The organism is Bradyrhizobium sp. C9 (genome assembly GCF_002532045.1).
In the GTDB taxonomy this organism is placed as follows: domain Bacteria; phylum Pseudomonadota; class Alphaproteobacteria; order Rhizobiales; family Xanthobacteraceae; genus Bradyrhizobium.
Genome location: NZ_NWTG01000001.1, coordinates 349,185 through 371,078, shown reverse-complemented (window position 1 = coordinate 371,078; position 21,894 = coordinate 349,185). Strand labels below are relative to the sequence as shown.

At 65.3% G+C, this 21,894-nt stretch carries 22 protein-coding genes; 15 read left to right on the top strand and 7 right to left on the bottom strand.

Features of this window, described 5'->3' with window-relative positions; all coding sequences use genetic code 11:
• Positions 1-207: 207 nt before the first annotated feature.
• Both puuE and CO675_RS01665 read right to left on the bottom strand, forming a co-directional pair.
• Positions 208-1,146 (bottom strand): allantoinase PuuE, encoded by a 939-nt coding sequence (gene puuE / locus CO675_RS01670; RefSeq protein ID WP_097670284.1) that lies wholly within the window; start codon positions 1,144-1,146, stop codon positions 208-210.
• A gap of 1 nt (position 1,147) precedes the next feature.
• The gene (locus tag CO675_RS01665) at positions 1,148-1,561 is read right to left on the bottom strand and encodes a DUF3830 family protein (RefSeq protein WP_021077459.1); all 414 of its coding nucleotides are present in this window, start codon (positions 1,559-1,561) and stop codon (positions 1,148-1,150) included.
• A gap of 198 nt (positions 1,562-1,759) precedes the next feature.
• Between CO675_RS01665 and CO675_RS01660 the strand changes: the two genes are divergently transcribed.
• The 3 genes from CO675_RS01660 (at position 1,760) to CO675_RS01650 (ending at position 3,987) form a co-directional block, all read left to right on the top strand.
• Positions 1,760-2,494, top strand: coding sequence for an SDR family NAD(P)-dependent oxidoreductase (locus CO675_RS01660; protein WP_097670283.1), 735 nt, complete (start codon positions 1,760-1,762; stop codon positions 2,492-2,494).
• 208 nt (positions 2,495-2,702) lie between these two features.
• Complete coding sequence (gene trpS, locus CO675_RS01655) at positions 2,703-3,704, top strand: tryptophan--tRNA ligase (RefSeq protein WP_097670863.1); 1,002 nt, start codon at positions 2,703-2,705, stop codon at positions 3,702-3,704.
• An 82-nt stretch (positions 3,705-3,786) separates the two neighbouring features.
• A complete protein-coding gene (locus CO675_RS01650) occupies positions 3,787-3,987 on the top strand; it encodes a hypothetical protein (protein WP_097670862.1) in 201 nt (66 codons plus the stop codon).
• A gap of 12 nt (positions 3,988-3,999) precedes the next feature.
• On the opposite strand, the gene CO675_RS01645 is transcribed toward CO675_RS01650, so the two are convergent.
• From CO675_RS01645 to CO675_RS01635, 3 genes are all read right to left on the bottom strand, one after another.
• Positions 4,000-4,890, bottom strand: coding sequence for an aldose 1-epimerase family protein (locus CO675_RS01645; RefSeq protein ID WP_097670282.1), 891 nt, complete (start codon positions 4,888-4,890; stop codon positions 4,000-4,002).
• A gap of 110 nt (positions 4,891-5,000) precedes the next feature.
• Positions 5,001-5,768, bottom strand: coding sequence for an enoyl-CoA hydratase-related protein (locus tag CO675_RS01640; RefSeq protein WP_097670281.1), 768 nt, complete (start codon positions 5,766-5,768; stop codon positions 5,001-5,003).
• Positions 5,769-5,843: 75 nt separating this feature from the next.
• On the bottom strand, positions 5,844-6,278 hold the full coding sequence (locus CO675_RS01635; RefSeq protein WP_097670280.1) for a MarR family winged helix-turn-helix transcriptional regulator: 435 nt from the start codon (positions 6,276-6,278) through the stop codon (positions 5,844-5,846).
• 286 nt (positions 6,279-6,564) lie between these two features.
• On the opposite strand from CO675_RS01635, the gene CO675_RS01630 reads away from it, so the two are divergent.
• The 8 genes from CO675_RS01630 (at position 6,565) to CO675_RS01595 (ending at position 15,043) form a co-directional block, all read left to right on the top strand.
• Entirely contained in the window at positions 6,565-7,464 is a 900-nt protein-coding gene (locus CO675_RS01630) for a CHAD domain-containing protein (RefSeq protein ID WP_245452595.1), read from the top strand.
• A 163-nt stretch (positions 7,465-7,627) separates the two neighbouring features.
• Positions 7,628-7,900 carry a helix-turn-helix domain-containing protein gene (locus CO675_RS01625; protein WP_198964456.1) on the top strand — a complete coding sequence of 91 codons (273 nt, stop codon included), beginning with the start codon at positions 7,628-7,630 and terminating at the stop codon, positions 7,898-7,900.
• A complete protein-coding gene (hyfB, locus tag CO675_RS01620; protein WP_198964455.1) occupies positions 7,897-9,912 on the top strand; it encodes a hydrogenase 4 subunit B in 2,016 nt (671 codons plus the stop codon). Before CO675_RS01625 ends, hyfB begins: the two co-directional genes overlap by 4 nt.
• Positions 9,903-10,859, top strand: a complete 957-nt coding sequence (locus CO675_RS01615; RefSeq protein ID WP_097670278.1) for a respiratory chain complex I subunit 1 family protein — start codon at positions 9,903-9,905, stop codon at positions 10,857-10,859. Before hyfB ends, CO675_RS01615 begins: the two co-directional genes overlap by 10 nt.
• Positions 10,859-11,521 carry a hydrogenase-4 component E gene (locus tag CO675_RS01610; RefSeq protein WP_097670277.1) on the top strand — a complete coding sequence of 221 codons (663 nt, stop codon included), beginning with the start codon at positions 10,859-10,861 and terminating at the stop codon, positions 11,519-11,521. Before CO675_RS01615 ends, CO675_RS01610 begins: the two co-directional genes overlap by 1 nt.
• Positions 11,518-12,966 carry a hydrogenase 4 subunit F gene (locus CO675_RS01605; protein ID WP_097670276.1) on the top strand — a complete coding sequence of 483 codons (1,449 nt, stop codon included), beginning with the start codon at positions 11,518-11,520 and terminating at the stop codon, positions 12,964-12,966. Before CO675_RS01610 ends, CO675_RS01605 begins: the two co-directional genes overlap by 4 nt.
• Positions 12,967-12,982: 16 nt before the next feature.
• Positions 12,983-14,497 (top strand): hydrogenase large subunit, encoded by a 1,515-nt coding sequence (locus CO675_RS01600; RefSeq protein ID WP_097670275.1) that lies wholly within the window; start codon positions 12,983-12,985, stop codon positions 14,495-14,497.
• A gap of 12 nt (positions 14,498-14,509) precedes the next feature.
• The gene (locus CO675_RS01595) at positions 14,510-15,043 is read left to right on the top strand and encodes an NADH-quinone oxidoreductase subunit B family protein (RefSeq protein WP_097670274.1); all 534 of its coding nucleotides are present in this window, start codon (positions 14,510-14,512) and stop codon (positions 15,041-15,043) included.
• Positions 15,044-15,097: 54 nt separating this feature from the next.
• On the opposite strand, the gene CO675_RS01590 is transcribed toward CO675_RS01595, so the two are convergent.
• A complete protein-coding gene (locus tag CO675_RS01590; RefSeq protein ID WP_158231170.1) occupies positions 15,098-16,108 on the bottom strand; it encodes a LacI family DNA-binding transcriptional regulator in 1,011 nt (336 codons plus the stop codon).
• A gap of 98 nt (positions 16,109-16,206) precedes the next feature.
• On the opposite strand from CO675_RS01590, the gene CO675_RS01585 reads away from it, so the two are divergent.
• The 4 genes from CO675_RS01585 to CO675_RS01570 all read left to right on the top strand — a co-directional run bounded on the left by CO675_RS01585 (position 16,207) and on the right by CO675_RS01570 (position 20,926).
• Positions 16,207-17,079 (top strand): phytanoyl-CoA dioxygenase family protein, encoded by an 873-nt coding sequence (locus CO675_RS01585; RefSeq protein WP_097670272.1) that lies wholly within the window; start codon positions 16,207-16,209, stop codon positions 17,077-17,079.
• A 77-nt stretch (positions 17,080-17,156) separates the two neighbouring features.
• Positions 17,157-18,503, top strand: coding sequence for an MFS transporter (locus CO675_RS01580; RefSeq protein WP_097670271.1), 1,347 nt, complete (start codon positions 17,157-17,159; stop codon positions 18,501-18,503).
• A gap of 3 nt (positions 18,504-18,506) precedes the next feature.
• On the top strand, positions 18,507-19,367 hold the full coding sequence (locus tag CO675_RS01575; protein ID WP_097670270.1) for a sugar phosphate isomerase/epimerase family protein: 861 nt from the start codon (positions 18,507-18,509) through the stop codon (positions 19,365-19,367).
• A 59-nt stretch (positions 19,368-19,426) separates the two neighbouring features.
• Complete coding sequence (locus CO675_RS01570) at positions 19,427-20,926, top strand: hypothetical protein (RefSeq protein ID WP_097670269.1); 1,500 nt, start codon at positions 19,427-19,429, stop codon at positions 20,924-20,926.
• 13 nt (positions 20,927-20,939) lie between these two features.
• On the opposite strand, the gene CO675_RS01565 is transcribed toward CO675_RS01570, so the two are convergent.
• Positions 20,940-21,791, bottom strand: a complete 852-nt coding sequence (locus CO675_RS01565) for a division plane positioning ATPase MipZ (protein WP_097670268.1) — start codon at positions 21,789-21,791, stop codon at positions 20,940-20,942.
• Between the last annotated feature and the right edge of the window lie 103 nt (positions 21,792-21,894).

The window sequence follows — 21,894 nt, the reverse complement described above, 5'->3', positions numbered from 1 at the left end:
AGAACAAGTTTCAGCAGCAACCACAACGGGACCGCGCTCCCTCGCCCCGTTCTTACGGGGAGAGGGTTGGGGTGAGGGGCTGCCTCAGCGCAGACGGTGATAGCTGAGCTCGCGGAGACTCCCCCTCACCCGGATCGCATTTCATGCGATCCGACCTCTCCCCGCACGCGGGGCGAGGTAAGAAGAGCTCCACACTCGGACCCGACCTTAGCCGATCTCGAATGCGTCCGCGGCGAGATGCTTCAGATTGGCGTGCCAATGCTCGGCGATCGCGAGCCGGGTCGGCACCCAGACGTGTTCGTGCTTCTGGATGTAGTCGAGGAAGCGCATCAGCGCGGCGGCGCGGCCGGGACGGCCGACGACGCGGCAATGCAGGCCGACCGACATCATCTTGGGTGATGTCGCGCCCTCGGCGTAGAGCACGTCGAAGCTGTCCTTCAGATAGGTGTAGAACTCGTCGCCGCCGCCAAAGCCCTGCGCGTTGATGAAGCGCATGTCGTTGGCATCGAGCGTATAGGGGATCACGAGATGCGGCGCGGTGCCGGCTGCCTTGATCCAGTACGGCAGATCGTCGGCATAGGAATCGCAGAGATAGCGCAGGCCGCCCGCCTCCATCAGAAGCCGCAGCGTGTTGATCGAGGAGCGGCCGGTGTACCAGCCGAGCGGCCGCGCGCCGGTCGCCTCGGTATGCACGGCGATGGCGCGCGCGATCTCCGCGCGCTCCTCGTCCTCCGACATGTCCTTGTGCTCGACCCAGCGCAGGCTGTGGCTCGCGATATCCCAGCCCGCTTCCTGCATCGCCGCGACCACATCCGGATTGCGCTTCAGCGCCATCGCGACGCCGAACACGGTGGCCGGCAGCTTGCGCTCGGAGAACATCCGCCACAGCCGCCAGAAGCCGGCGCGCGAGCCGTATTCGAACATGGTTTCTATATTGGCGTGACGTTTTCCGACCCAGGGCTGCGCGCCCAGCACGTCGGACAGGAACGCCTCCGAGGCCCGATCGCCGTGCAGGATGTTGTTCTCGCCGCCCTCCTCGAAATTGACCACGAACTGCACGGCAACGCGCGCCGCGTCGGGCCATTTCGGATCCGGCGGATTGCGGCCGTAGCCGCGGAGATCGCGCGGATAGCGGGCCTCGGTCACATCAAATTTCCTCGAAGCGGATGTTCTGCGCGCCCTTCCACAACACCGTCTTGCCGAAGGCGGTGAGATTCTCGAGCCCCGAGGTCAGGGTGATGAAATGATTGCCGGCGAGCTGGCCCATCTTGCTGGCAAAATGCACGCCGCCATAGGCGAGCAGGATCTCGGTCTCGCTGATGCCACCGGGATAGAGGATGATCTGGCCCGGCGCCGGATAGCTGGTGTGGTTCTCGTAGGAGACGCCGAAATCGAGATCGCCGAGCGGCATCCAGACGCCCTCGCCGCTCCAGCGCACGTGGATCGCCTGGCTCTCGAACGGCATCGCCTTGCGGAACGCGGCGACCGTCTTCGGCGCGAGCTGCTCCTCGAAACGGGCGTCAAAGGTGAAATCGCCGGCGCGGACAATCAGTTTGCTCATCGGACTCTCGTGGGTAGCTGGAAGAAGTGATACCCCAAGCTTTGACGCCGGCCCACGCCGGACGCAAGGCCGATTCCGGCCGCGGAAGCCGGTTTTTTGCCGCAACGGCCTCCACCGCAACGCAGGTTTGACCAGGGTTGCATTGCACCCCGGCTCCGGCTTTGCGAACCTCTCCGCACGCGCAAAGGAGGACGGCCGATGACCACAAACAGTCTGCATGGACACGTGGCGCTGGTGACCGGCGGCTCACGCGGCATTGGTGCTGCCATCGTCAAGATGCTGGCGGACGCCGGCGCTGCCGTCGCGATCAATTATCGCGAACGGTCGGCTGAAGCGGAAGCGCTGGCAAAGAGCATCATCGCTGCCGGCGGCCGGGCCGTCGCCCTCGGCGCCGACGTCTCGGAAGGTGCCGCCGTCGCCGGCCTTGTCGAGCGCGCCAAATCCGAGCTCGGCCCGGTCGACATCCTCGTCAACAATGCGGGGATCGCGATCGTCAGGGGTGTCGACGACCTCACCGAACAGGATTTCGACCGCACCATCGCGGTCAACCTCAAATCGGCGTTTCTCTGCACGCAAGCCGTGCTGCCGATGATGCGCACCCGGAAATGGGGCCGCATCGTCAACATCTCCTCCGGCGCGGCACGCGGCGCCGGTGCGATCGGGCCGCACTACAACGCGTCCAAGGCCGCAATGGAGGGCCTGACCCGCGGCTATGCCGCGCGCCTCGTCAAGGAAGGCATCACCGTCAACGCCGTCGCGCCGTCGCTGATCGAGACCGACATGATGAAGGGACAGAGCGGCCTCGTCAGCCGGATCCCGATCGGCCGCTTCGGCACCGCCGAGGAAGTCGCGCAGGCCGTGATGCTGCTGGTCAACAATCCCTACATGACCGGCCAGACCATCGCGATGAGCGGCGGCATGGCGTTCAACTAGGCATGCTGGCTTGACCGCATCGCAGGTTTGCCCTACCGCTTGCGGCATGAACCGATCGAACGTCATCGCCTATTTCTGGTGGCTCGCCGACTGACAGGCGGGCCGGACGCGTTCATGCATCTTCGGGGCCGCCGCATTGGGCGGCCTTTTTTGTTCGGCTTCATCCAGCCCGCATGCGGTGTCCCCATTCAAACGAATGGAGGCACAAGTGACCAAACCGATCATCCTCACCGGCGACCGCACCACCGGACCGCTGCATCTCGGCCATTACGCCGGCTCGCTGCGCAGCCGCCTGAGATTTCAGGACACCCATACGCAATTCCTGCTGCTCGCCGACATGCAGGCGCTGACCGACAATGCGCACGACGTCGGCAAGGTCCGCAGCAACGTCATCGAGGTTGCGCTGGATTATCTCGCCGTCGGCATCGATCCCGAACGGACGTCGATCTGCCTGCAGTCGCAGCTTCCCGCGCTCGCCGAGCTGTCGATGCTCTATCTCAACCTCGTCACCGTCGCGCGGCTGGAGCGCAACCCCACCATCAAGGACGAAATCCGCGCGCGCGGTTTCGGGCGCGACATTCCGGCGGGCTTCCTGTGCTATCCGGTGGCGCAGGCTGCCGACATCACCGCGTTTCGCGCCACCATCGTCCCGGTCGGCGAGGACCAGGCGCCCTTGATCGAACAGACCAACGAGATCATCCGGCGGGTCAACGCGCTCGCGGGCCGTTCACTGCTGCAGGAAGCCGAAGCCATCATCCCGCGCGCAGGGCGGCTGCCCGGCGTCGATGGACGCGCGAAGATGAGCAAGTCCGCGGGCAACGCGATTCCACTGTCGGCTTCGCCCGATGACATCTCGGCCGCCGTGCGCGCCATGTTCACCGATCCGGATCATCTGCGTGTCGCCGACCCCGGCAAGGTCGAGGGCAATGTCGTCTTCACTTATCTCGACGCGTTCGACGACGATCACGACGCCGTCACGGAACTGAAAGCGCGCTATCGGCGCGGCGGTCTCGGTGATACGACCGTCAAGCGGCGGCTGGAGGATATCCTGCAAGCCCTGATCGCACCGATCCGCACTCGGCGCGCCGAGCTGGCCAACGATCGCGACCACGTCGTCGACGTGATCCGGCGCGGAACCGCGAAAGCGCAGGAGATTACCGAGCGCACCAGGCGCGACGTCATGGCGGGGCTTGGCTTGTTCCAGCTCTGAACGCGCTGTCATCAAGGCGTGGCAGGAACTGTGCTTGGCTATGGCCGTTGTCCGCTTGGCGAAACCGGATTTGGAGCCTGTCGTGATCGATCCGAAAACGCTTCTCGAACGCGCCGCACAGCTGGCTGATCAGGCCAAGGACGAGCAAGATACCGGCATCCGCGAGCGGCTGCTGCGCATGGCCGAGCACTACCGCGATCTCGCCGCGCATGAGGCCTGGGCACACGAGAACCCGCCATCGGTCGGCGCGCTCACCAGCGCGCTCAGCCCCCGCGCACATTGATCCGATCTTCGATCAGCCCACGTGAATGCGATAGCCCAGCGACTGACGTGCGCCCGGCGCGATGTGCATCAGGCCCGGCTTGCCGGCGAACTCGCCGTCGAACTCCGCGGGGCTGGCAAATCCGTGCCATGGCTCGATGCAGAGGAACGCCGCGCCGCCGACCTTCGACCAGATGCCGAGCTCGCGAAACCCGCGCCAGGACATTTCTATCGCACGGCCTTGTGTGGCTGCTGCCGGGCCCAGTGTCGCCGTGAAGAGGACCGATGTACTTGCGACCTGATCGAAGATCATCGCGTCGTCATCGAACAGCTGCTCCGACAGCGCAAGCGTTCTGCCCTCGACCGGATTGGGTTCAGGCTGCGGCCGCATCAATCCATCCTTCAGCCGCCGGATCGGCGCAGGTTCAGTCTTGCCGAAGGTCAGCGTGTAAGCCTCCTTCGGCAGCCCCGGCACCAGCGGCCAGTTGAAAGCGGGATGACCGCCGAGCGAGGCCGGCAGCATCTCGTCGCCGGTGTTGATGATATCGAAGGCCACGTCGAGATCGGCGTCACCGACGGTGTAGGCAATCTCCAGCCTGAACGCGAACGGATAGCGTGCCCGCGTTTCCGCATCGTCGATGAGCGCGAGCTTGCAGGATCGCGGTCCCTGCTCGACCCAGGTAAAGCGGCGATCCCGCGCAAAGCCGTGCTGTGTCATCGGATAGATTTTGCCGTGGTGGCGCAGCGTGTCGTTCTTCAGCCGGCCGACGATCGGGAACAGGATCGGCGCGTGGCGCGGCCATTGCGGGCCGGCCTGCCACAACACTTCCGCCCCTTCGGCATTCCTGAGCGACGATAATTCGGCGCCTTGGGCCTGAATCGTCGCGGCGATTCCATCGCCGCGCAGCGTGTAACTGTCGCTCATGCCTCGCCTCGCCGGTTGCGTCATGCCCCGACACGAGATGTTCGATGCTGGCGATGCCGTCAACCCCAAAGCGATGGGCCGCCCGCGCGTGGCGGCCCCAAACGCCACGCCTAGCCGGCGATCTTGGAGAAATCGGGCTGGCGCCGCTCGGCAAAGGCGGCAAAGGCCTCGCGCGCTTCCGCGCTCATCAGCCGCTGCTGGAAGATTTCGCCCTCGCGCGCCATTTGCGCGCTGATCCCAGCGGGATCGCGCATCAGCGCCTTGGTGTGCTGGAGCGAGCCGAACGGCCGCTTCGCCAGCGCGTCCGCCGCGGCGCGTGCCTTGGCGCGGAGATCCGCAAGCGGCACTACGGCATTGGCAAGGCCGATGGAGACCGCTGTCTCCGCCTCGACCGGCTCGCCGAGCGCGAACATCGCATAGGCCCGCGCATAGCCGATGCGCTGCGGCAGCAGATAGGTCGACGCCGCCTCCGGCACCAACGCGAGATTGACGAACGGCGTGATCAGCCGCGCGGTCGGCGCGAGGTAGACGAGGTCGCAATGCAGCAGCATGGTGGTGCCGATCCCGACCGCATTGCCCTGCACGGCGGCGACCAGCGGCCGCGTCGCCTTGGCAAGCCCGGCGAGGAAGCGCGACACGTGACGCTCGCCCTGCACACCGCGCGACACCGCCGCGAAATCGGCGAGATCATTGCCCGCGGTAAAGCTGTCGCCGTCGCCCTGCAGCAGCACGGCGCGGATCGCAGGGTCGCCTTCCGCGCGCTCGAGCGCGTCGGCCATCGCGCCATACATCGCGTTGGTGATCGCGTTCTTCTTGTCCGGACGCGCCATCGTCACGGTGAGAACGCCACCGTCCAGCGTTACGATCACTTCACTCATGTCTCACTCCTGTTGCTTGCTTCCTGTTAGACGCGTTGTCTTCGCGAGCCGGTACCCATCTCGCTTGAGAACGCGCTAGCCGTCTTTGTCCTTCGGAAACTTCTCTTGCAGGCTGGTCAGCCAGCGCGACACCACGTCGATCTCCGCTTCCGAAAACCCGTCCATCAGACGGTTGTTGATCGCCCTGGTCCGCGTTGCGGCGCGCTTGCCGAGCTCCTGCCCCGCGGCGGTCAGATGGAGCCGCTGGCTGCGCCCGTCCTCGCCGTCGCGCCGGCGCTTGACGAGGCCCGCACGCTCCATCCGGTCGGCGAGCCCGGACATCGCCGACGGCACGATGTCGACCGCCTGCGAGACGTCGCCGATCAGCGCGCCGTCATTGCGCCCGAGGAAGAACAGCACGCCGGCCTGCGCCGACGTCAGATCGTGGGCGGCCGTCTCCTGCTCGACGGCGCGCTGCAGCCGCCGATAGGCCACGGTCAGAAGAAAGATCAGCCGGTGTTCCGCTCTCATGCCGTCGTTATATATTTCGCATGCGAAATATCAAGGTATTTCGCGCGCGAAATATCTGGCGATGTCTGCTTGCCTTTTTGCGACGCCTCAATGCACCGGCATCCAAGGCCCGTAAAATAGGAGGATGAGCCCTCTCAACCGCTTCGATTGCGACATTTTGATCGCGACGCCGGATCGCTGCACTGCGCTCCAGCAGAAAACCCTTGATCGACAACGACCAAACAGGAAATCTTCCATCCGGGAGCCGCGGCTTGCATTGCGGCTCGGGCGGGGTCACGAAAGTGTCATGACGTCAGCGGCAAGTTCGGACAGGGAGCGCGTTGTCCGCCCGAAGCGGCCGCGCCATCTCAGCGAAGCCATGCGTTGCGAGACCGCGTTTCGCCTGATCCTGTCCGAATGCCTCGAGGAAGTCGCGACCAACCACGAGGCGCTGAGCTCCGGCGATCCGGCGGCGCTCCACCAGACCCGCATTGCACTGACCCGGCTGAAGGCGGCGGTTGCGTTCTACGGCCCGATGGTCGCGGACGCCGAATGGACGCGGCTGAAGTCCGAGCTGAAATGGCTGAGCGCCCATCTCGGCGCGACACGCGACCTCGACGTCGCGATCGAGAACAGCAAGGAGCTGCCGGAAGAGCAGATTCTAAGGACGGCACGCGCCGATGCGTTCGAAGCCCTGAAGGAGGCCTTGCAGAGCGACCGTTACTGGCAATGGTTCGACGGCATGTGGGACTGGGTCGGCAGCGGTCCCTGGACCGCGCGGCAGAACCGCCGCGCGGCACAACGACGGGCAGTGCCGGTCGCCGTGTTTCACGCGCGCCGGCTGGCGCGGTGGCATGGCAAATTGTGCCAGAAGGCCCGCGGGCTGCAAGGGATGGGCAAGAACAAGCGCCATCGCGTTCGGCTTGCCAGCAAGCGGCTGCGCTACGCCATCGAGTTCTCGGAAGGCGGATTGCCTCCCGACGATTACGCGTCCTGGCGGAACGTCCTGAAACATCTGCGCAAGGGACAGCAGCTGCTCGGCGAACTGAACGATGACGAGGTCCGCCGCACGTTGCTCGAACGTACCGATGCCCTCGCGCAGCGCGCCGATGAGCACAAGGCCAAGCACCAGCGCGTGCACGCGCGCAAGCGCAAGAGCCGCCTGCTGCGCCGCGCCGCGGCGGTCTATCGAAAAATCTCCAACTGAAGCGCGCGTCAGCGCGTCTTTCGTCGGCGCGGATCCTGCCCGCAAACGACAGGGGGCATAAAAATGATGTATAAAACATCACTTATTGGCCTTGTACCATCATTACTTGATGTGCATAAATGACATTCAAATAGACCCGACTCTCAATCGACGGCCTCAATCGATGATCACCGCAGCGCAGCTCCGGGCTGCCAGAGCCTTGCTTGGCATCGACCAACGGCAGCTCGCCGAGCTGTCCGGACTTTCGGTGCCGACCATCCAGCGCATGGAGGCGAGCGAGGGCACCATTCGCGGCAATGTCGACTCGCTTGTGAAACTGATCGATGCGCTCGGCACCGCCGGCGTCGACGTCATCAACGAGGGCGCAGTCAGCGGCGGCGGCGGTCGCGGCGTGCGGTTGAAGTCCGGATCCGGCTCGCCGAAGGTGCAGACATGATCCCGGCGGTCACTCAGCAGGTCTGGTGTGTTGCCGCACTGCTGGGAACGACCGCTCTCGCGATCGCAACGAGCCGATCGCGCCGATCGACAGCCATCGTCTACGGCGCGACCTTTGCGATTTCGTTGGTCGCATTGGCCGGAGCCCTGTTCTCGCTCATCTCCCACGCCAGTGCGACGGAACTGATACTGCCGATCGGCTTGCCGTGGCTGGGATCGCATTTCCGCCTCGACGCGCTCGCGGCATTCTTTCTCGCTGTGGTCAATCTCGGCGGTGCGGCCGCAAGTCTTTATGGCCTCGGCTATGGCAATCACGAGCCCGCGCCGCAGCGCATCCTTCCCTTCTTTCCGGCGTTCCTGGCCGGGATGAACCTCGTTGTGCTGGCCGACGATGCGTTCACCTACCTCCTGTGCTGGGAATTCATGTCGCTCGCGTCCTGGGCGCTCGTCATGGCGCACCACCGTGAGGCAGACAATGCGCGCGCGGGCTACGTCTATCTCGTGATGGCAAGCTTCGGGACGCTGGCTCTGTTGCTCGCTTTCGGCCTCATGGCGGGAGCCGGCGGCAGCTACAGTTTTGCGGCCATCCGCAGCGCCCAGCACGCCCCGCGCGAGGCCGCGCTGGTGCTCGGGCTGATGCTCCTCGGCGCCGGATCGAAAGCCGGTCTGGTTCCGTTGCACGTATGGCTGCCGCTCGCCCATCCCGCGGCGCCAAGCCATGTCTCGGCGCTGATGAGCGGCGTGATGACGAAGGTCGCGATCTACGGATTCATCCGGGTCGTGTTCGATCTGCTCGGCCCACCGAGCTGGTCGGCGGGTGTCGCCGTGCTGGCCCTCGGCGGCGCGACCGCCGTCATGGGAATCCTCTACGCGCTGATGGAGAACGATCTCAAGCGCCTGCTCGCCTACAGCACGATCGAGAACATCGGCGTCATCTTCGCAAGCCTCGGCCTTGCGCTGGCATTTCAGGCGAACGGCCTCGGCCTGGCGGCGGCCCTCGCCTTCACGGCGGCATTGTTCCATGTCCTCAACCATTCGTTCTTCAAGAGCCTGCTGTTCTTCGGCGCCGGCGCCGTGCTGACCTCGACCGGCGAGCGCGACATGGAGAAGCTGGGCGGCCTGATCCACCGCATGCCACTCACCAGCTTCGTCTTTCTCGTCGGCTGCGTTGCGATCTCTGCCCTTCCCCCGTTCAACGGGTTCGTATCGGAATGGTTGATGTTTCAAGCCGTCCTGCAAAGCCCCGATCTGCCGCAATGGCTACTGAAGATCATGGTGCCCGCAGTCGGCGCGTTGTTGGCGCTGGCGGCGGCGCTCGCCGCCGCATGCTTCGTCAAGGCCTTCGGCATCACGTTCCTCGGCCGCGCGCGGAGCCCGGCCGCGCAAGCCGCAGGCGAAGTCGATCGCTATTCGCTTGCCGCAATGCTTAGCCTCGCCGCGCTCTGCTTCCTCGCCGGCATTCTGCCGGGCGTTGTGATCGACGCGCTCTCCCCCGTCGCGCAGGCCATGATCGGCCACCGGATGCCGGTTCAGGCCAACGACCCCTGGCTCTCGATCGTGCCGATCGAGGAGAGCCGCAGTTCCTACAATGGATTGCTCGTCTTTGTTTTCATCACGGCCGCGGCGTCGCTGGCGGTGTATTTCATCCATCGCTTCGCATCGCGCGCGATCCGGCGCGGACCGGCCTGGGGTTGCGGCTTCGCCGATCCGACACCGGCCGCGCAGTATTCCGGAGCGAGCTTCGTCCAGCCGATCCGCCGCGTGTTCGGCACCTTGGTCTTCCAGGCCCGCGAGCACGTCGACATGCCCGCGCCGGGCGAACTGCGACCGGCCCGCTTCAGGGTCGATATGCACGATCTGGTCTGGGAGCGGCTGTACACGCCGGTGACTGAAGTCGTTTGGTTTCTCGCCGACCGGCTGAATCAGCTCCAGTTCCTGACCATCCGCCGCTACCTCAGTCTGGTCTTCGCAACCCTCGTCACATTGCTGCTGGCGCTCGCGATATGGTCGTGATCTCGGACATCCTCGTTCAGTTCGCTCAGATGACGCTGGTGCTGCTGCTCGCGCCGCTCCTGACCGGCGTCGTGCGCAAGGTCAAAGCCCGCCTGTTGCGCCGCCGGGGAGCGTCGATCTTCCAACCCTATCGCGACCTGCTGCGGCTGCTTCGCAAGGAGGTCGTGCTCGCCGAAAACGCGTCCTGGCTGTTCCGTGTCACGCCCTACGTGACGTTCGCGGCCATCTGGGTCGCCGCGGCGCTGGTCCCGACATTTGCGACCGGCTTGCAATTCAACTGGAGCGCCGACCTGATCGCGATCGTCGCTTTGCTCGGCAGCGCGCGCTTCTTCCTCGCGCTTGCCGGCATGGATGTCGGCACCAGCTTCGGCGGCATCGGCTCCAGCCGCGAGGTGATGATCGCAGCATTGGCCGAGCCGGCCATGTTGTTGATGGTGTTCTGTGTCGCGCTGATTGCCGGATCGACCCAGCTGTCGACGGTCGCGACCTTCATGGCGTCGTCCGAGGTGGGACTGCGCGTCTCGCTCGGCATGGCGATGATCGCCCTCATCATGGTGGCGCTTGCTGAAAACGCGCGCATCCCGGTCGACAACCCGGCGACGCATCTGGAGCTGACCATGGTGCACGAGGCGATGATCCTCGAGTATTCCGGGCGTCATCTCGCCATGATCGAGTTCGGCGCCTCTCTCAAGCTGCTGCTCTACATCTCCCTGATCATCTGCGTGTTCTTCCCCTGGCAGATCACCACCGAAGGCGCGGGTCCGCTGTCCTATCTGGTGAGCGTCGCCGCCTACATCCTCAAGCTTGCGGTCGCGAGCTTCCTGCTTGCCGTGTTCGAGACCGCGACGGCGAAGGTGCGGGTTTTCCGAGTTCCCGAGTTCCTTGGCGCCGCGCTCATGCTCGGGCTGCTCGGCACGCTGCTCCGGTTCGTGTCGCGGAGTTTCTGATGCACAACCTCGCCTTCGATATCGCCCATCTGCTCGCCGGCGGCCTCGTGCTGATCAGCTTCATGATGCTGTACCAGGACCGCCTGTATGCGCTGCTGAACATCTTCGCGCTTCATGCCGTGGTGCTCGCGTTGTCCGTCGCCTGGCAGGCGTTCGTCCAGAACGCGCCGCATCTCTACGTGACGGCGGTGATCGCGCTGGTCTTCAAGGCGATCGTCATCCCGGTGGCGCTGCATCGGATCGTCAAGCAGCTCGGCATTCATCGCGATATCGAGAACGCGGTGGGCATCGGCCCGACCATGTTGGCAGGCATGGGGCTCGTCGCCCTCTCCATGGTGCTGATGCTCCGCGTGACCGGCGCGGCCGATCCGTTGGCGAGGGAAGACCTCGCCTTCGCGCTGTCGGTGGTGCTGCTGGGATTGCTTGTCATGGTGACGCGGCGCAACGCCGTCAGCCAGGTCGTCGGCTTCATGTCGCTGGAGAACGGCCTGGTGCTGGCCGCGACCGGCGCCAAGGGCATGCCGCTCGTGGTGGAAATCAGCGTCGCGTTTTCGATCCTGATCGCCTTCATCGTCATCGGCGTGTTCCTGTTCCGGATTCGGGAGCGGTTCGACACCGTCGACGTCGGCGCGCTCGATGAATTCAGGGGAGAGCGGCGATGACTGCGGCGTCGGATGCCGTCGCCTGGGTTCTGCTGATACCGATCTGTGCCGCGGCGGTGCTTGCGGTGCTGCCCGGCTACCGGCTGACCGCAGGGATCAATATCCTGGCCAGTCTCGGCACCTTGCTGGCAGCACTTTCGCTGCTCGTCATCGAACGCCCGCAGCCCGGCCAATACCTGCTGATCGACGACCTCAACATCGTCTTCATCGTGCTCAGCACCTTCGTGGGCTTCACGACCAGCGTGTTCAGCGCGAGCTATATCGCCCACGAACTCGAAACCGGACGACTGACGCCGGGCTATCTGCGATTCTACCATGCCATGTATCAGGTCATGATGTTCGGCATGAACCTGGCATTCGTGTCGAACAATATCGGCCTGATGTGGGTCGCGGTCGAGATCGCCACGCTCACCACCGTCCTGATGGTCGGCATCTACCGGACCCATGCGGCGCTGGAGGCCGCCTGGAAGTATTTCATCCTGGGCAGCGTCGGCATCGCGCTCGCGCTGTTCGGCACGATCCTGGTGTATATGGCCGCGCTGCCGGTCATCGGCGAGGGTCAGGACGCCATGGTGTGGACGGTGTTGATCAGCCGCGCCGCAACCTTCGATCCGGCACTGCTCAACGTCGCCTTCATCTTCCTGCTGCTCGGATATGGCACCAAGGTTGGCCTGGCGCCGCTGCACGCCTGGCTTCCGGATGCCCATGCCGAAGGCCCGACGCCGATCTCCGCCGTGCTGTCCGGCCTGCTGCTCAACGTCGCGCTCTATGCGGTGCTTCGCTTCAAGATCCTGCTCGCTGCCAATCCTGATGCGATATCGCCGGGCCCGCTGATGGCGACGATGGGACTGACTTCGCTCCTGTTCGCGGCCTTCATGCTTTACCGCCGCCGCGACATCAAACGGCTGTTTGCCTATTCCTCGATCGAGCACATGGGCATCATCGTGTTTGCCTTCGGGATGGGAGGCCCGCTCGCCAACTTTGCCGGCCTGCTGCACATGGTGATGCACAGCCTCACCAAATCGGGAATCTTCTACGCCGTCGGCCACATCGCACAGGTGAAAGGCACGCAACGGATCGCCAACATTCGCGGCCTGACTGAAACCCATCCGGCGCTCGGCTGGAGCCTCGTGATCGGTGTGGTCGCGATCGCCGGCCTGCCGCCGCTCGGCATCTTCATGAGCGAATTTCTGATCGTCAGCTCGACCTTCGCGCGCCAGCCGCTGCTCGCCATTCCGCTGGTGTTCGGCCTGCTGCTCGCCTTCGGCGCGCTGATCCTGCGCCTGACCAGCCTCGCTTTCGGCGAGCCGCGCGGCAATACCGCACCGGCGGGCGCATCCTATTTGCCGATGTTCGCGCATTTCGCGCTGGTGCTGACTGCGGGGATCTACCTTCCGGGACCGCTGGTCGTCTGGTTCCAGCACGTCGCCAACCTTCTGGGGTAGCGAGGGAGAACGGGAGATGCCGAAATTGATCGATCTGATCCAGGCAGGCCGCACCGTCGAACGACACCATCCATGGCCGCGCGCGGTGGTGGACGGCGATGCCTGGCGTGCCGCCGCCGGCGCCCTCGCCGATGGCGGCTTGAGCCTGCTCGGGCTATGGGGCGAACCATCGTGCGTGCATATGGCGATCCTCGACGACCACACCTCCGATATCGGCGTGATCAGCCTGGATTGTCCCGATCGCCGCTACCCGTCGGTCGCGGCCTATCACCCTCCGGCGCTTCGATTGGAGCGCACCATCCACGACCTGTTCGGGTTGGAGGCCACCGGGACACCGGACCCCCGTCCCTGGCTCGATCATGGCCGATGGCAAATGCGCTTCCCGCTGGGCGAGCGTCTCGATACATCACCACCGGATGCGGCGCCTTATCAATTCCTTCCGGCCGAAGGCGACGGCCTGCATCAGATTGCGGTCGGCCCCGTGCATGCCGGCATCATCGAGCCCGGACATTTCCGCTTTACGGCGAACGGCGAGACCGTGGTCCGCCTGGAGCAACGGCTCGGCTACACCCACAAGGGCGTCGAAGGGCTGATGACGGGGAGCACCGTCGAGCAGGCCGCGCGGCTCGCCGGTCGGATCTCCGGCGACAGCACGGTCGCCTATGGATTGGCATTCGCGCAAGCCGTCGAGGCCGCGCAGCAGATTGCGATGCCGCCCCGCGCGGTCTTGCTGCGCGCGCTGATGGCCGAGCTCGAGCGACTGGCCAATCACCTCGGTGACATCGGTGCGATCTGCAACGACGCGTCATTTGCGCTGATGCAGGCGCATTGCGCCGTGCTGCGCGAATGCGTGCTGCGCGCGGCCGACGCTGCATTCGGCCACCGCCTGATGCGCGACCTTGTCGTTCCCGGCGGCGTCGCGCGCGATATCGCCAGCGATGGACCTGATGCAATCCGGGCTGCGCTCGACCAGACCCGCCAGCATTTCCCGGCGCTGGTCGAACTCTATGACAACACCGCCTCATTGCAGGATCGTACCGTCAGCACCGGCATCGTTACTCCGGCGCTCGCCCGGCAATTCGCTGCCGGCGGCTATGTCGGGCGTGCGAGCGGGCGCGATCATGACGCCCGACGCAAGCCCGGCTATCTCCCCTATGACGGCCTGCGTTTCGATGTCCCAGTTCTCAGCGACGGTGACGTCAACGCCCGGGTCTGGATCCGGATCCGCGAGGTCGAGCAGAGCCTTGCGCTGGCGTACCAGATCCTCGCCGGCCTCGAGGCCGGCCCGGTCAGAGTATCGCTGCAAGCTGCGACCGAACCTTGCGAAGGCATCGCGCTGGTCGAAGGTTTCCGGGGCGACATCCTGGCCTGGCTACGCCTGAACGGCGATCGGATCGAGCGATGTCATCTGCGCGATCCATCATGGTTTCAGTGGCCCCTGCTCGAGGCAGCCATCGAGGGCAACATCGTGGCGGACTTTCCACTCTGCAATAAGTCGTTCAACTGCTCCTATTCCGGGCAGGATCTCTGAGGGCTTGAGGCGATGCGCAAACTTCTGTTCCAGAGCCTGTTTCGCCAGCCATTGACGGAGCAAGCGCCGCGCCCGGATGACGCTGCACTCGCGGAGCTCGCGGCCATGGTCAGCCGCACCGCACGACGACGCCTCGGCCGCAGCCTCTCGATCCGCGAGGTTGATGCAGGCTCGTGCAACGGATGCGAGCTGGAGATTCACGCGCTCAGCAATGCGTATTACGACGTCGAACGGTTTGGAATCCGGTTCGTCGCCTCGCCCCGTCACGCCGATGTCCTGCTCGTCACCGGTCCAGTCACGAACAACATGCGCGAGGCGCTGGAGCGCACATACCGTGCGACCCCCGATCCGAAATGGGTCGTCGCTGCGGGCGATTGCGCCAGGGATGGTGGATGCTTTGCCGGCAGCTACGCGGTGGTTGGCGGGGTCTCGGCAGTCGTACCTGTCGATCTCCATATTCCGGGTTGCCCGCCTTCGCCGATGGCCATTCTCCGTGGCCTCGTCGGCTTACTCGAGGCGGTAGACTCCGGCGTCGCGGCAAAATGAGAGCACGCAGAAAGACACGCTAGCCACCCGCGCCTGCCTGGGGCGAGCGGCCAGCTAGCCGCTGTCGCGCAGCACCAGCTCGAAGCCGAGGTCGATGCGGCGCTCGCCGCCGCGCTCCAAGGTCAGCGTCGCCGCGGTGCGGCCGATCGCATCGCCATGCACGCTGATCGTGCTCAATGTCGGCGAGATCAGCTGGCCCATTTCGAGATCGCCAAGCCCGATCACGGCGACCGGCTGCGCCGATGCGGGCCCGTCGCGCAGCAGGCCGGCCTTGCGCAGCCCCGACATGAAGCCGATCGCATGGGCGTCGTTGGCGGCGAACACCGCGTCGACATCAGGCAGCCGTGCATGCGCCGCCACGCTGCCGGAGTCCTTGCGGTCGAGGATCAGTCGCCGTGGCTCGGAGAGACCGCTCGCCAGCGCCTCGTCCCTGAAGCCGAACCAGCGCCGCGTGCCGCGCGGATCGTCGCCGCCGATGAAGGCGAGCTGCTTGCGGCCCTGCGCAACCAGATGCTTCGCGACAGCGACCCCGGCCTTGTAATTGTCGAAGCCCGCGACCGCGTCGATCGGGTTGGCCGGCAGGTCCCAGGTCTCGACGATCGGAATCCGCGCATTGCGCAGCAGGCGGCTGCCCTCCTCGGTCGCCGGCGAGCCGACCATGATGATCGCCTCTGGCCGTCGCGACAGCAGCGCCGCCAGCACGCGGTCCTCGCGCACCGCGTCGTAGCGCGATTGCGCCAGGATCACCGAGAAGCCAAGCGGCTCGAGCTTGTCGGACAAGCCCTGCACCGTGTCGGCAAAGATCGAGTTGGCGATGGTCGGCACCAGCACGCCGACCGAATTGGTCCGCGCGCTCGCCAGTGCGCCTGCCACCAGGTTCGGGACATAGCCGAGGTCGCGCATCGCCCGCTCGACCCGCGCCCGGGTCTCCGGGGCAACGAGGTCTGGCATCCGCACCACCCGGCTCACCGTGATCGAGGAAACACCTGCGCGCTTGGCCACCTCTGAAAGGGTGGGCGCGGCACCGGTCGGGCCGGTCCCGGGTTCGGTCAGGTCAGAGCTCATGGGGCCGACCCTGCACGATTCCGGGTTGCCAAGCCACGATGTTAGCGCTAGCATTGCCTCATGTTAGCGCTAACATCAAACAAATAGGGAGAAACGGCATGATTTCAGACGAGCAGGCCCAGGCCTACAAGCGCGACGGGGTGATCGTGGTCCCCGAGGTGCTCAACCAGGAGACCCTCGGCAAGGTGCGCACGGTGCTCGCCGAGCTGGTGGCGGGCGCGGCCGCCGTGAGCGAGCACACCGACGTCTACGACCTCGAGCCGGGCCATACGCCGGAGACCCCGCGCGTCCGCCGTATCAAGGCGCCGCACAAGGTGCACCCGATTTTCGACGAGATCGTCCGCAGCCCCGCCGTGATCTCGATCCTGACCAGGCTGATCGGTCCCGGCCTCCGCCTGCACGGCTCCAAGCTCAACATGAAGTCGGCGCAGTATGGCTCGCCGGTCGAGTGGCATCAGGACTGGGCGTTCTATCCGCACACCAATGACGATATCCTCGCGATCGGCGTGCTGCTCGACGATTGCGATATCGAGAACGGCCCGATGTTGGTGACGCCGGGATCGCACACCGGCGATACAATGTGGGATCATCACGGCGAAGACGGCTGCTTCGCAGGCCTGATCGATCCCGACCAGATCCAGGACGACATCAAGCGTGCGGTTCCCTGCATGGGCAAGGCCGGCAGCATGTCGTTCCACCACGTGCGCGCACTGCACGGGTCGGCGACCAACACATCGGATCGGCCGCGCAATTTGCTGCTCTATGAAGTGGCCGCCAGCGACGCCTGGCCGCTGATGGGCGTGAAGGATTATGACGAATTCAACGGCCGCCTGCTGGCGGGTCCGCCGGTGGTTAGCCCACGGCTGACCGACGTGCCGGTGCGGATGCCGTTGCCGCCGGCCAAGCGGCAGGGATCGATCTACGAGACCCAGTCGGCGTCGAAGAAGTCCTACTTCACGCGCGCAGCCTGAGACTGACGACAATGCCCGCGGCCAGCCGCGGGCATTGCTGCTTTCAAGACATAAAAAACAAAACAACGGGGAAACGAATGACCGAGATGGCAAGAGAGGGTGCCAGCACATCGCGCCTGCGTGTGATCCTGGCCGCAAGCATCGGCTCCGCGCTCGAATGGTACGACTTCTTCCTCTACGGCACCGCGGCCGCGCTGGTGTTCGGCGAGCTGTTCTTTCCAAAGAGCGATCCGGTGGTCGGCACGCTGCTGTCGTTCCTGACCTTCGGCGTCGGCTTCGTGGTGCGGCCGTTCGGCGGCCTGCTGTTCGGCATCCTCGGCGATCGTTATGGCCGCAAGCCGGTGCTGGTTGCAACGTTGCTGATGATCGGCATCGGCACCACCGCGATCGGCTTCCTGCCGACTTATTCGCAGATCGGCATCTGGGCGCCGACCCTCCTGGTCGTGATGCGCGTCATCCAGGGCCTCGGCGCCGGTGCCGAGTATGGCGGCGCAGTGATCTACCTGGTCGAGAACGCGCCGCCGAAGCATCGCGGCTTCTGGGGCGGCTTCGCGCCGCTCGGCGTCTCCGTCGGCAATCTGCTCGCTGCCGGCGCCTTCGCGCTGGTGACGATGCTGCCGCGCGAGCAGCTGATGAGCTGGGGCTGGCGTCTGCCCTTCCTCGCAAGCTTCCTGCTGATCGTCGTCGGCATCTTCGTCCGCATGCGCATCACCGAGACGCCGGTCTACACCCAGGCGGTGGTCGCGCGCGGCAAGGTCGAGAGCAACCCCGCGATGGAGGCGCTGCGCCAGCACCCGCGCAACTTCTTCGTCGTGCTCGGCGCCCGGATGGCCGAGAACGGGCTCGGCTATTTCTTCCCGGTGTTCGGCCTGAGCTACGTGATCACCACGCTGGGCGTGCCGAAGGCGGAGGCGCTCAGCGCCTTGATGCTGGCCTTCACGATCGAGCTGTTTGCGATCCTCGGCTTCGCGGCGTTGTCGGACCGGATCGGAAGGCGGCCGGTCTACATGTTCGGCGCGCTGGCCGGCGTGGCGCTTTCCTTCCCGTTCTTCTGGATGGTCGGCACCAAGGAATGGATCATGATCGCACTCGCCTTCATCCTGGCGCGCGCCGCGGTGACGGCGGCGATGTTCGGACCGCAGGCAGCGTATTTCGCCGAGCTGTTCCCACCGCAGCGCCGCTTCGCCGGCTTTGCCTTCGCCCGCGAGCTCGGCTCGCTGCTGTCGGGCGGTCCGGCGCCGTTCGTCGCCACCGCACTGGTGGCGGCCTACGGCACCTGGTGGCCGGTCGCCTGCTACGCGATGTTCCTGTCGGCCTGCACGGTGGTTGCGATCTGGATCGGTCCGGAGACCTATCAGGAGAACATCGCCGAGGACGCGAGCGAACAGGCCGAACTGCCCGCGGCGATCCCGGCGCGGGCCTGATCGGTGGCGCAGCAACTGCGCGTGCTGCAGTCGCTCTGGGCGATGGAGCGGCGGCTGGCCGATGAGAGCGAATGGCCGCTGCAAACCCAGCTCGCGATGATCCGCGACGCCGGGTTTGACGGCGCCGGCGTGCGCTTCATCGATCCTGCCTTCGCGCGCGAGGTGACGGGCTTCCTTCGTGCGCATGGCATGATCTGGCAGGCACAATGCTATCCGAAGAGCGTCGACGACCTGAAACCGGTGCTCGAGCTGGTGGCACAGCTCGGCGCCGACCATGTCAACCTGCAGCCGGACGTTCGGCCACGCCGGCTCGCGGATTGCGTTCCCTTGCTCGAAGGCTGGCGGCGGCTGGCTGCTGAGGCCGGCGTTGCCGTGCATGTCGAGACCCATCGCGACCGCATGACGACCGATCTTTTTTTCATGCTCGATCTGCTCGACCGCTTTCCCGATCTGCGGCTGACCGCCGATCTCTCGCATTATCTCGTCGGCCGTGAATTCGCCTGGCCAATCGACGACGCCAACCATGCGATGATCCATCGCATCCTCGATAATGCCTGGGGCATCCACGGCCGCGTCGCGAGCCGCGAGCAGGTGCAGATCTCGCTCGGCTTTCCGCAGCATCGGGGCTGGGTGTCGCTGTTCACGGACTGGTGGGACTACGGCATCCGCTCCTGGCGAAGACGCGCCGGGCCCGATGCGACCCTGACCTTCCTATGCGAGCTCGGTCCGCCGCCCTATGCCATCACCGGGCCCGATGGGAGGGAATTGTCCGACCGCTGGCAGGACGCGCTGGTCATGAAGGACATGATCCGGGCGCTGTGGGATCGCATCGCGAACGAGCCGCACGGCGCGCCGCAGCGTTGATTCAAACAGGCCGCGGCGGCATTCTGAGGTGACTTGCAGTTCAGAACGCGCGAGGAGCAGTGCGCAATCGCCGCGCCGATCCACTTCGACGTCTCACATGCATCGCCATCCCGGCGATTGCCGCCGTGGTCTGCGCCAAGGCGACCGCGGCAGACCCGACGCTTGATGTCGCGACCATGCTGCACGTCGGGACGATCGACCCGCGTTTCCAGTCCTACAACATCGAGATGGTCGAGGTGACCGGCGGACGGTTCTGGAAGCCGTATGGAGCCGGCCGTACAAAGGCGGAGCTTTTCTCGGCACGCTCGCCGATCGACTTGCACGATGGCCGGCTACGCAAGCTCGCCGCGGCGCTCGCGCCCGCATACCTTCGTGTGAGCGGGACCTGGGCCAACAGCAGGTTCTTTGCCGATGCCGAGACGCCACCGGCTGCGCCGCCGGCCGGCTTCAAGGGCGTGCTGACGCGCCAGCAATGGCGGGACGTGATCGACTTCTCGCACGCCGCCGACGCTCCCCTCGTCACATCCTTTGCGATCAGCGCCGGCACGCGTGGCGCTGACGGCCGATGGAGCGCCGGACAGGCCCGGCAGCTTCTCGCCTTCACGCGATCGGCCGGCGGGCAAATCGCCGCAGCGGAGTTCATGAACGAACCCGATCTGCCGGCCATTGGCGGCGCCCCCGAGCATTACGATGCCGCGGCTTACGGCCGCGATTTCGCAACGTTCCGCACATTCATGAAGGACACCGCGCCCGACGTGACGATCCTCGGCCCAGGCACGATCGGCACCGGCGCGGATACTAAGGCCCTCTTCGCGGTATCGGCGGCAGGCATCGACGCGGTCTCCTACCATCATTATGGCGCGCTCTCGGCGCGATGCGCCGGCGATCGCACGGCAAAGCAGGCGTTGTCAGACCAATGGCTGGCACGAACCGGCAAGACATTCGCATTCTACCGGACGCTGGGCGACCGCCTCGCACCGGGCAAGCCGATCTGGTTGACCGAGACCGCGGAGACCGCATGCGGCGGCAACCACTGGGCCGCGACCTTCGCCGATACGTTCCGCTATCTCGATCAGCTCGGGCGGCTCGCCAAGGCCGGCGTTCAGGTCGTGATGCACAACACGCTGGCCGCGAGCGACTATGGACTGCTCGACGAACAAACCCATCTGCCGCGGCCGAACTACTGGGCCGCGCTGCTATGGCGACGGCTGATGGGAACCACCGTGCTCGATGCCGGCGTCCCCGAGCAACCCGGTCTCCACATCTATGCGCATTGCGCGCGCGACGTGCCTGATGGAATGACCCTGCTCGTCATCAACAATGATCGGCGGATGCGGCGCAGGCTGATGCTGCCGGCGGTCTCGCAACGCTACACATTGGCGAGCGCAAGGCCTGTCGACGGCAATGTTCAGCTCAACGGCAGCACGCTTGCGCTCGGGCCTTCCGACCAGATGCCCGCGCTGAACGGCGTACGGCTCCCGGCGGGAGCGATCATCTTCGCTCCCGCAACGATCACGTTCCTGACCGTTGCCAATCCGGGCAACCCCAACTGCCGGTGACGATCCGACCTCGCTAGGCCGCGTCGCGGTTGGCGTCGGCGGGCTCCGCCGGGCGCGCCACCAGATGGCCGAGCATGATCGCCGTCATCAACCGCTCCATCTCAAGCCATGCGGTGACATGCGACATGGTGGGCCGGCCACCGAGCGCGAGCTGATTGACGTCGTCGACCGCGGTCAATCCGCGCGGATAGAACTCGCGGAAGATCACGCGCTCGGCGAGGCCGTCGACCAGGCGGAAATTCAGCGTCTTCGATAGCTCGCCGAGGGCTTCGCCGACCAGGCGCTTGTTGCGTGAACCAATCGTCGACAGGCGGTTGCGCAGCACCACCCACTCGAATGCCGGCTGATCGTGCGCGCTGCGCTGGCGCCGCGCTTCCTCCACCATGTTCGAATAATGGCTGATGCCGGTCACCTTGAAGTCGTTCGGATCGACGGTGCCGAGCACGTCGAAGTCGAGGAAGCTGTCGTTCAGCGGCGTAATCAGCGTGTTCGCCAGCGAATGCGTGAAGGTCGTCAGATAGGTGTCGTGGCCGGGGCAGTCGATGACGACGAAATCGTGCGAGCGGCTGAGCCGCTCGACGATCTCGGCAAGCGCGCTGCGGCCGAGCGTCTCGACCTCGCTGCTTCTGCCGCTGACCGTCTCGAAGCACATATGCGCCGGGATACCGAGATCCAGCGAGGTTTCCCGCGCCCAGTCCCGCCGGTTATCGACGTAGTGCGTCAGCGACTTCTGCTTGTTGTCGAGATCGATGGTGGCGACACGCTGACCCGCCTTGATCAGCGCGATGGCGACGTGCATGGCAATTGTCGACTTGCCCGAGCCGCCCTTGTTATTTCCGATCACAATTACTCGTGCGTTTGTCATGGGAATCCATACCGGACGCTTGAGTGAAAGCTGGACGAAATAGAATTTAATGAATGGACTCGAATCTCCCTGATTCGACGAATCTCGACAAGAGTCGTCGCGC

Excerpts from the sequence above, each read along its gene's own strand:
- CO675_RS01665 (WP_021077459.1), bottom strand. The coding sequence starts at position 1,561 with ATGAGCAAACTGATTGTCCGCGCCGGCGATTTCACCTTTGACGCCCGT.
- CO675_RS01660 (WP_097670283.1), top strand. The coding sequence starts at position 1,760 with ATGACCACAAACAGTCTGCATGGACACGTGGCGCTGGTGACCGGCGGC.
- CO675_RS01645 (WP_097670282.1), bottom strand. The coding sequence starts at position 4,890 with ATGAGCGACAGTTACACGCTGCGCGGCGATGGAATCGCCGCGACGATT.
- CO675_RS01640 (WP_097670281.1), bottom strand. The coding sequence starts at position 5,768 with ATGAGTGAAGTGATCGTAACGCTGGACGGTGGCGTTCTCACCGTGACG.
- CO675_RS01635 (WP_097670280.1), bottom strand. The coding sequence starts at position 6,278 with ATGAGAGCGGAACACCGGCTGATCTTTCTTCTGACCGTGGCCTATCGG.
- CO675_RS01630 (WP_245452595.1), top strand. The coding sequence starts at position 6,565 with ATGACGTCAGCGGCAAGTTCGGACAGGGAGCGCGTTGTCCGCCCGAAG.
- CO675_RS01625 (WP_198964456.1), top strand. The coding sequence starts at position 7,628 with ATGATCACCGCAGCGCAGCTCCGGGCTGCCAGAGCCTTGCTTGGCATC.
- hyfB (WP_198964455.1), top strand. The coding sequence starts at position 7,897 with ATGATCCCGGCGGTCACTCAGCAGGTCTGGTGTGTTGCCGCACTGCTG.
- CO675_RS01615 (WP_097670278.1), top strand. The coding sequence starts at position 9,903 with ATGGTCGTGATCTCGGACATCCTCGTTCAGTTCGCTCAGATGACGCTG.
- CO675_RS01610 (WP_097670277.1), top strand. The coding sequence starts at position 10,859 with ATGCACAACCTCGCCTTCGATATCGCCCATCTGCTCGCCGGCGGCCTC.
- CO675_RS01605 (WP_097670276.1), top strand. The coding sequence starts at position 11,518 with ATGACTGCGGCGTCGGATGCCGTCGCCTGGGTTCTGCTGATACCGATC.
- CO675_RS01600 (WP_097670275.1), top strand. The coding sequence starts at position 12,983 with ATGCCGAAATTGATCGATCTGATCCAGGCAGGCCGCACCGTCGAACGA.
- CO675_RS01595 (WP_097670274.1), top strand. The coding sequence starts at position 14,510 with ATGCGCAAACTTCTGTTCCAGAGCCTGTTTCGCCAGCCATTGACGGAG.
- CO675_RS01590 (WP_158231170.1), bottom strand. The coding sequence starts at position 16,108 with ATGAGCTCTGACCTGACCGAACCCGGGACCGGCCCGACCGGTGCCGCG.
- CO675_RS01585 (WP_097670272.1), top strand. The coding sequence starts at position 16,207 with ATGATTTCAGACGAGCAGGCCCAGGCCTACAAGCGCGACGGGGTGATC.
- CO675_RS01580 (WP_097670271.1), top strand. The coding sequence starts at position 17,157 with ATGACCGAGATGGCAAGAGAGGGTGCCAGCACATCGCGCCTGCGTGTG.
- CO675_RS01565 (WP_097670268.1), bottom strand. The coding sequence starts at position 21,791 with ATGACAAACGCACGAGTAATTGTGATCGGAAATAACAAGGGCGGCTCG.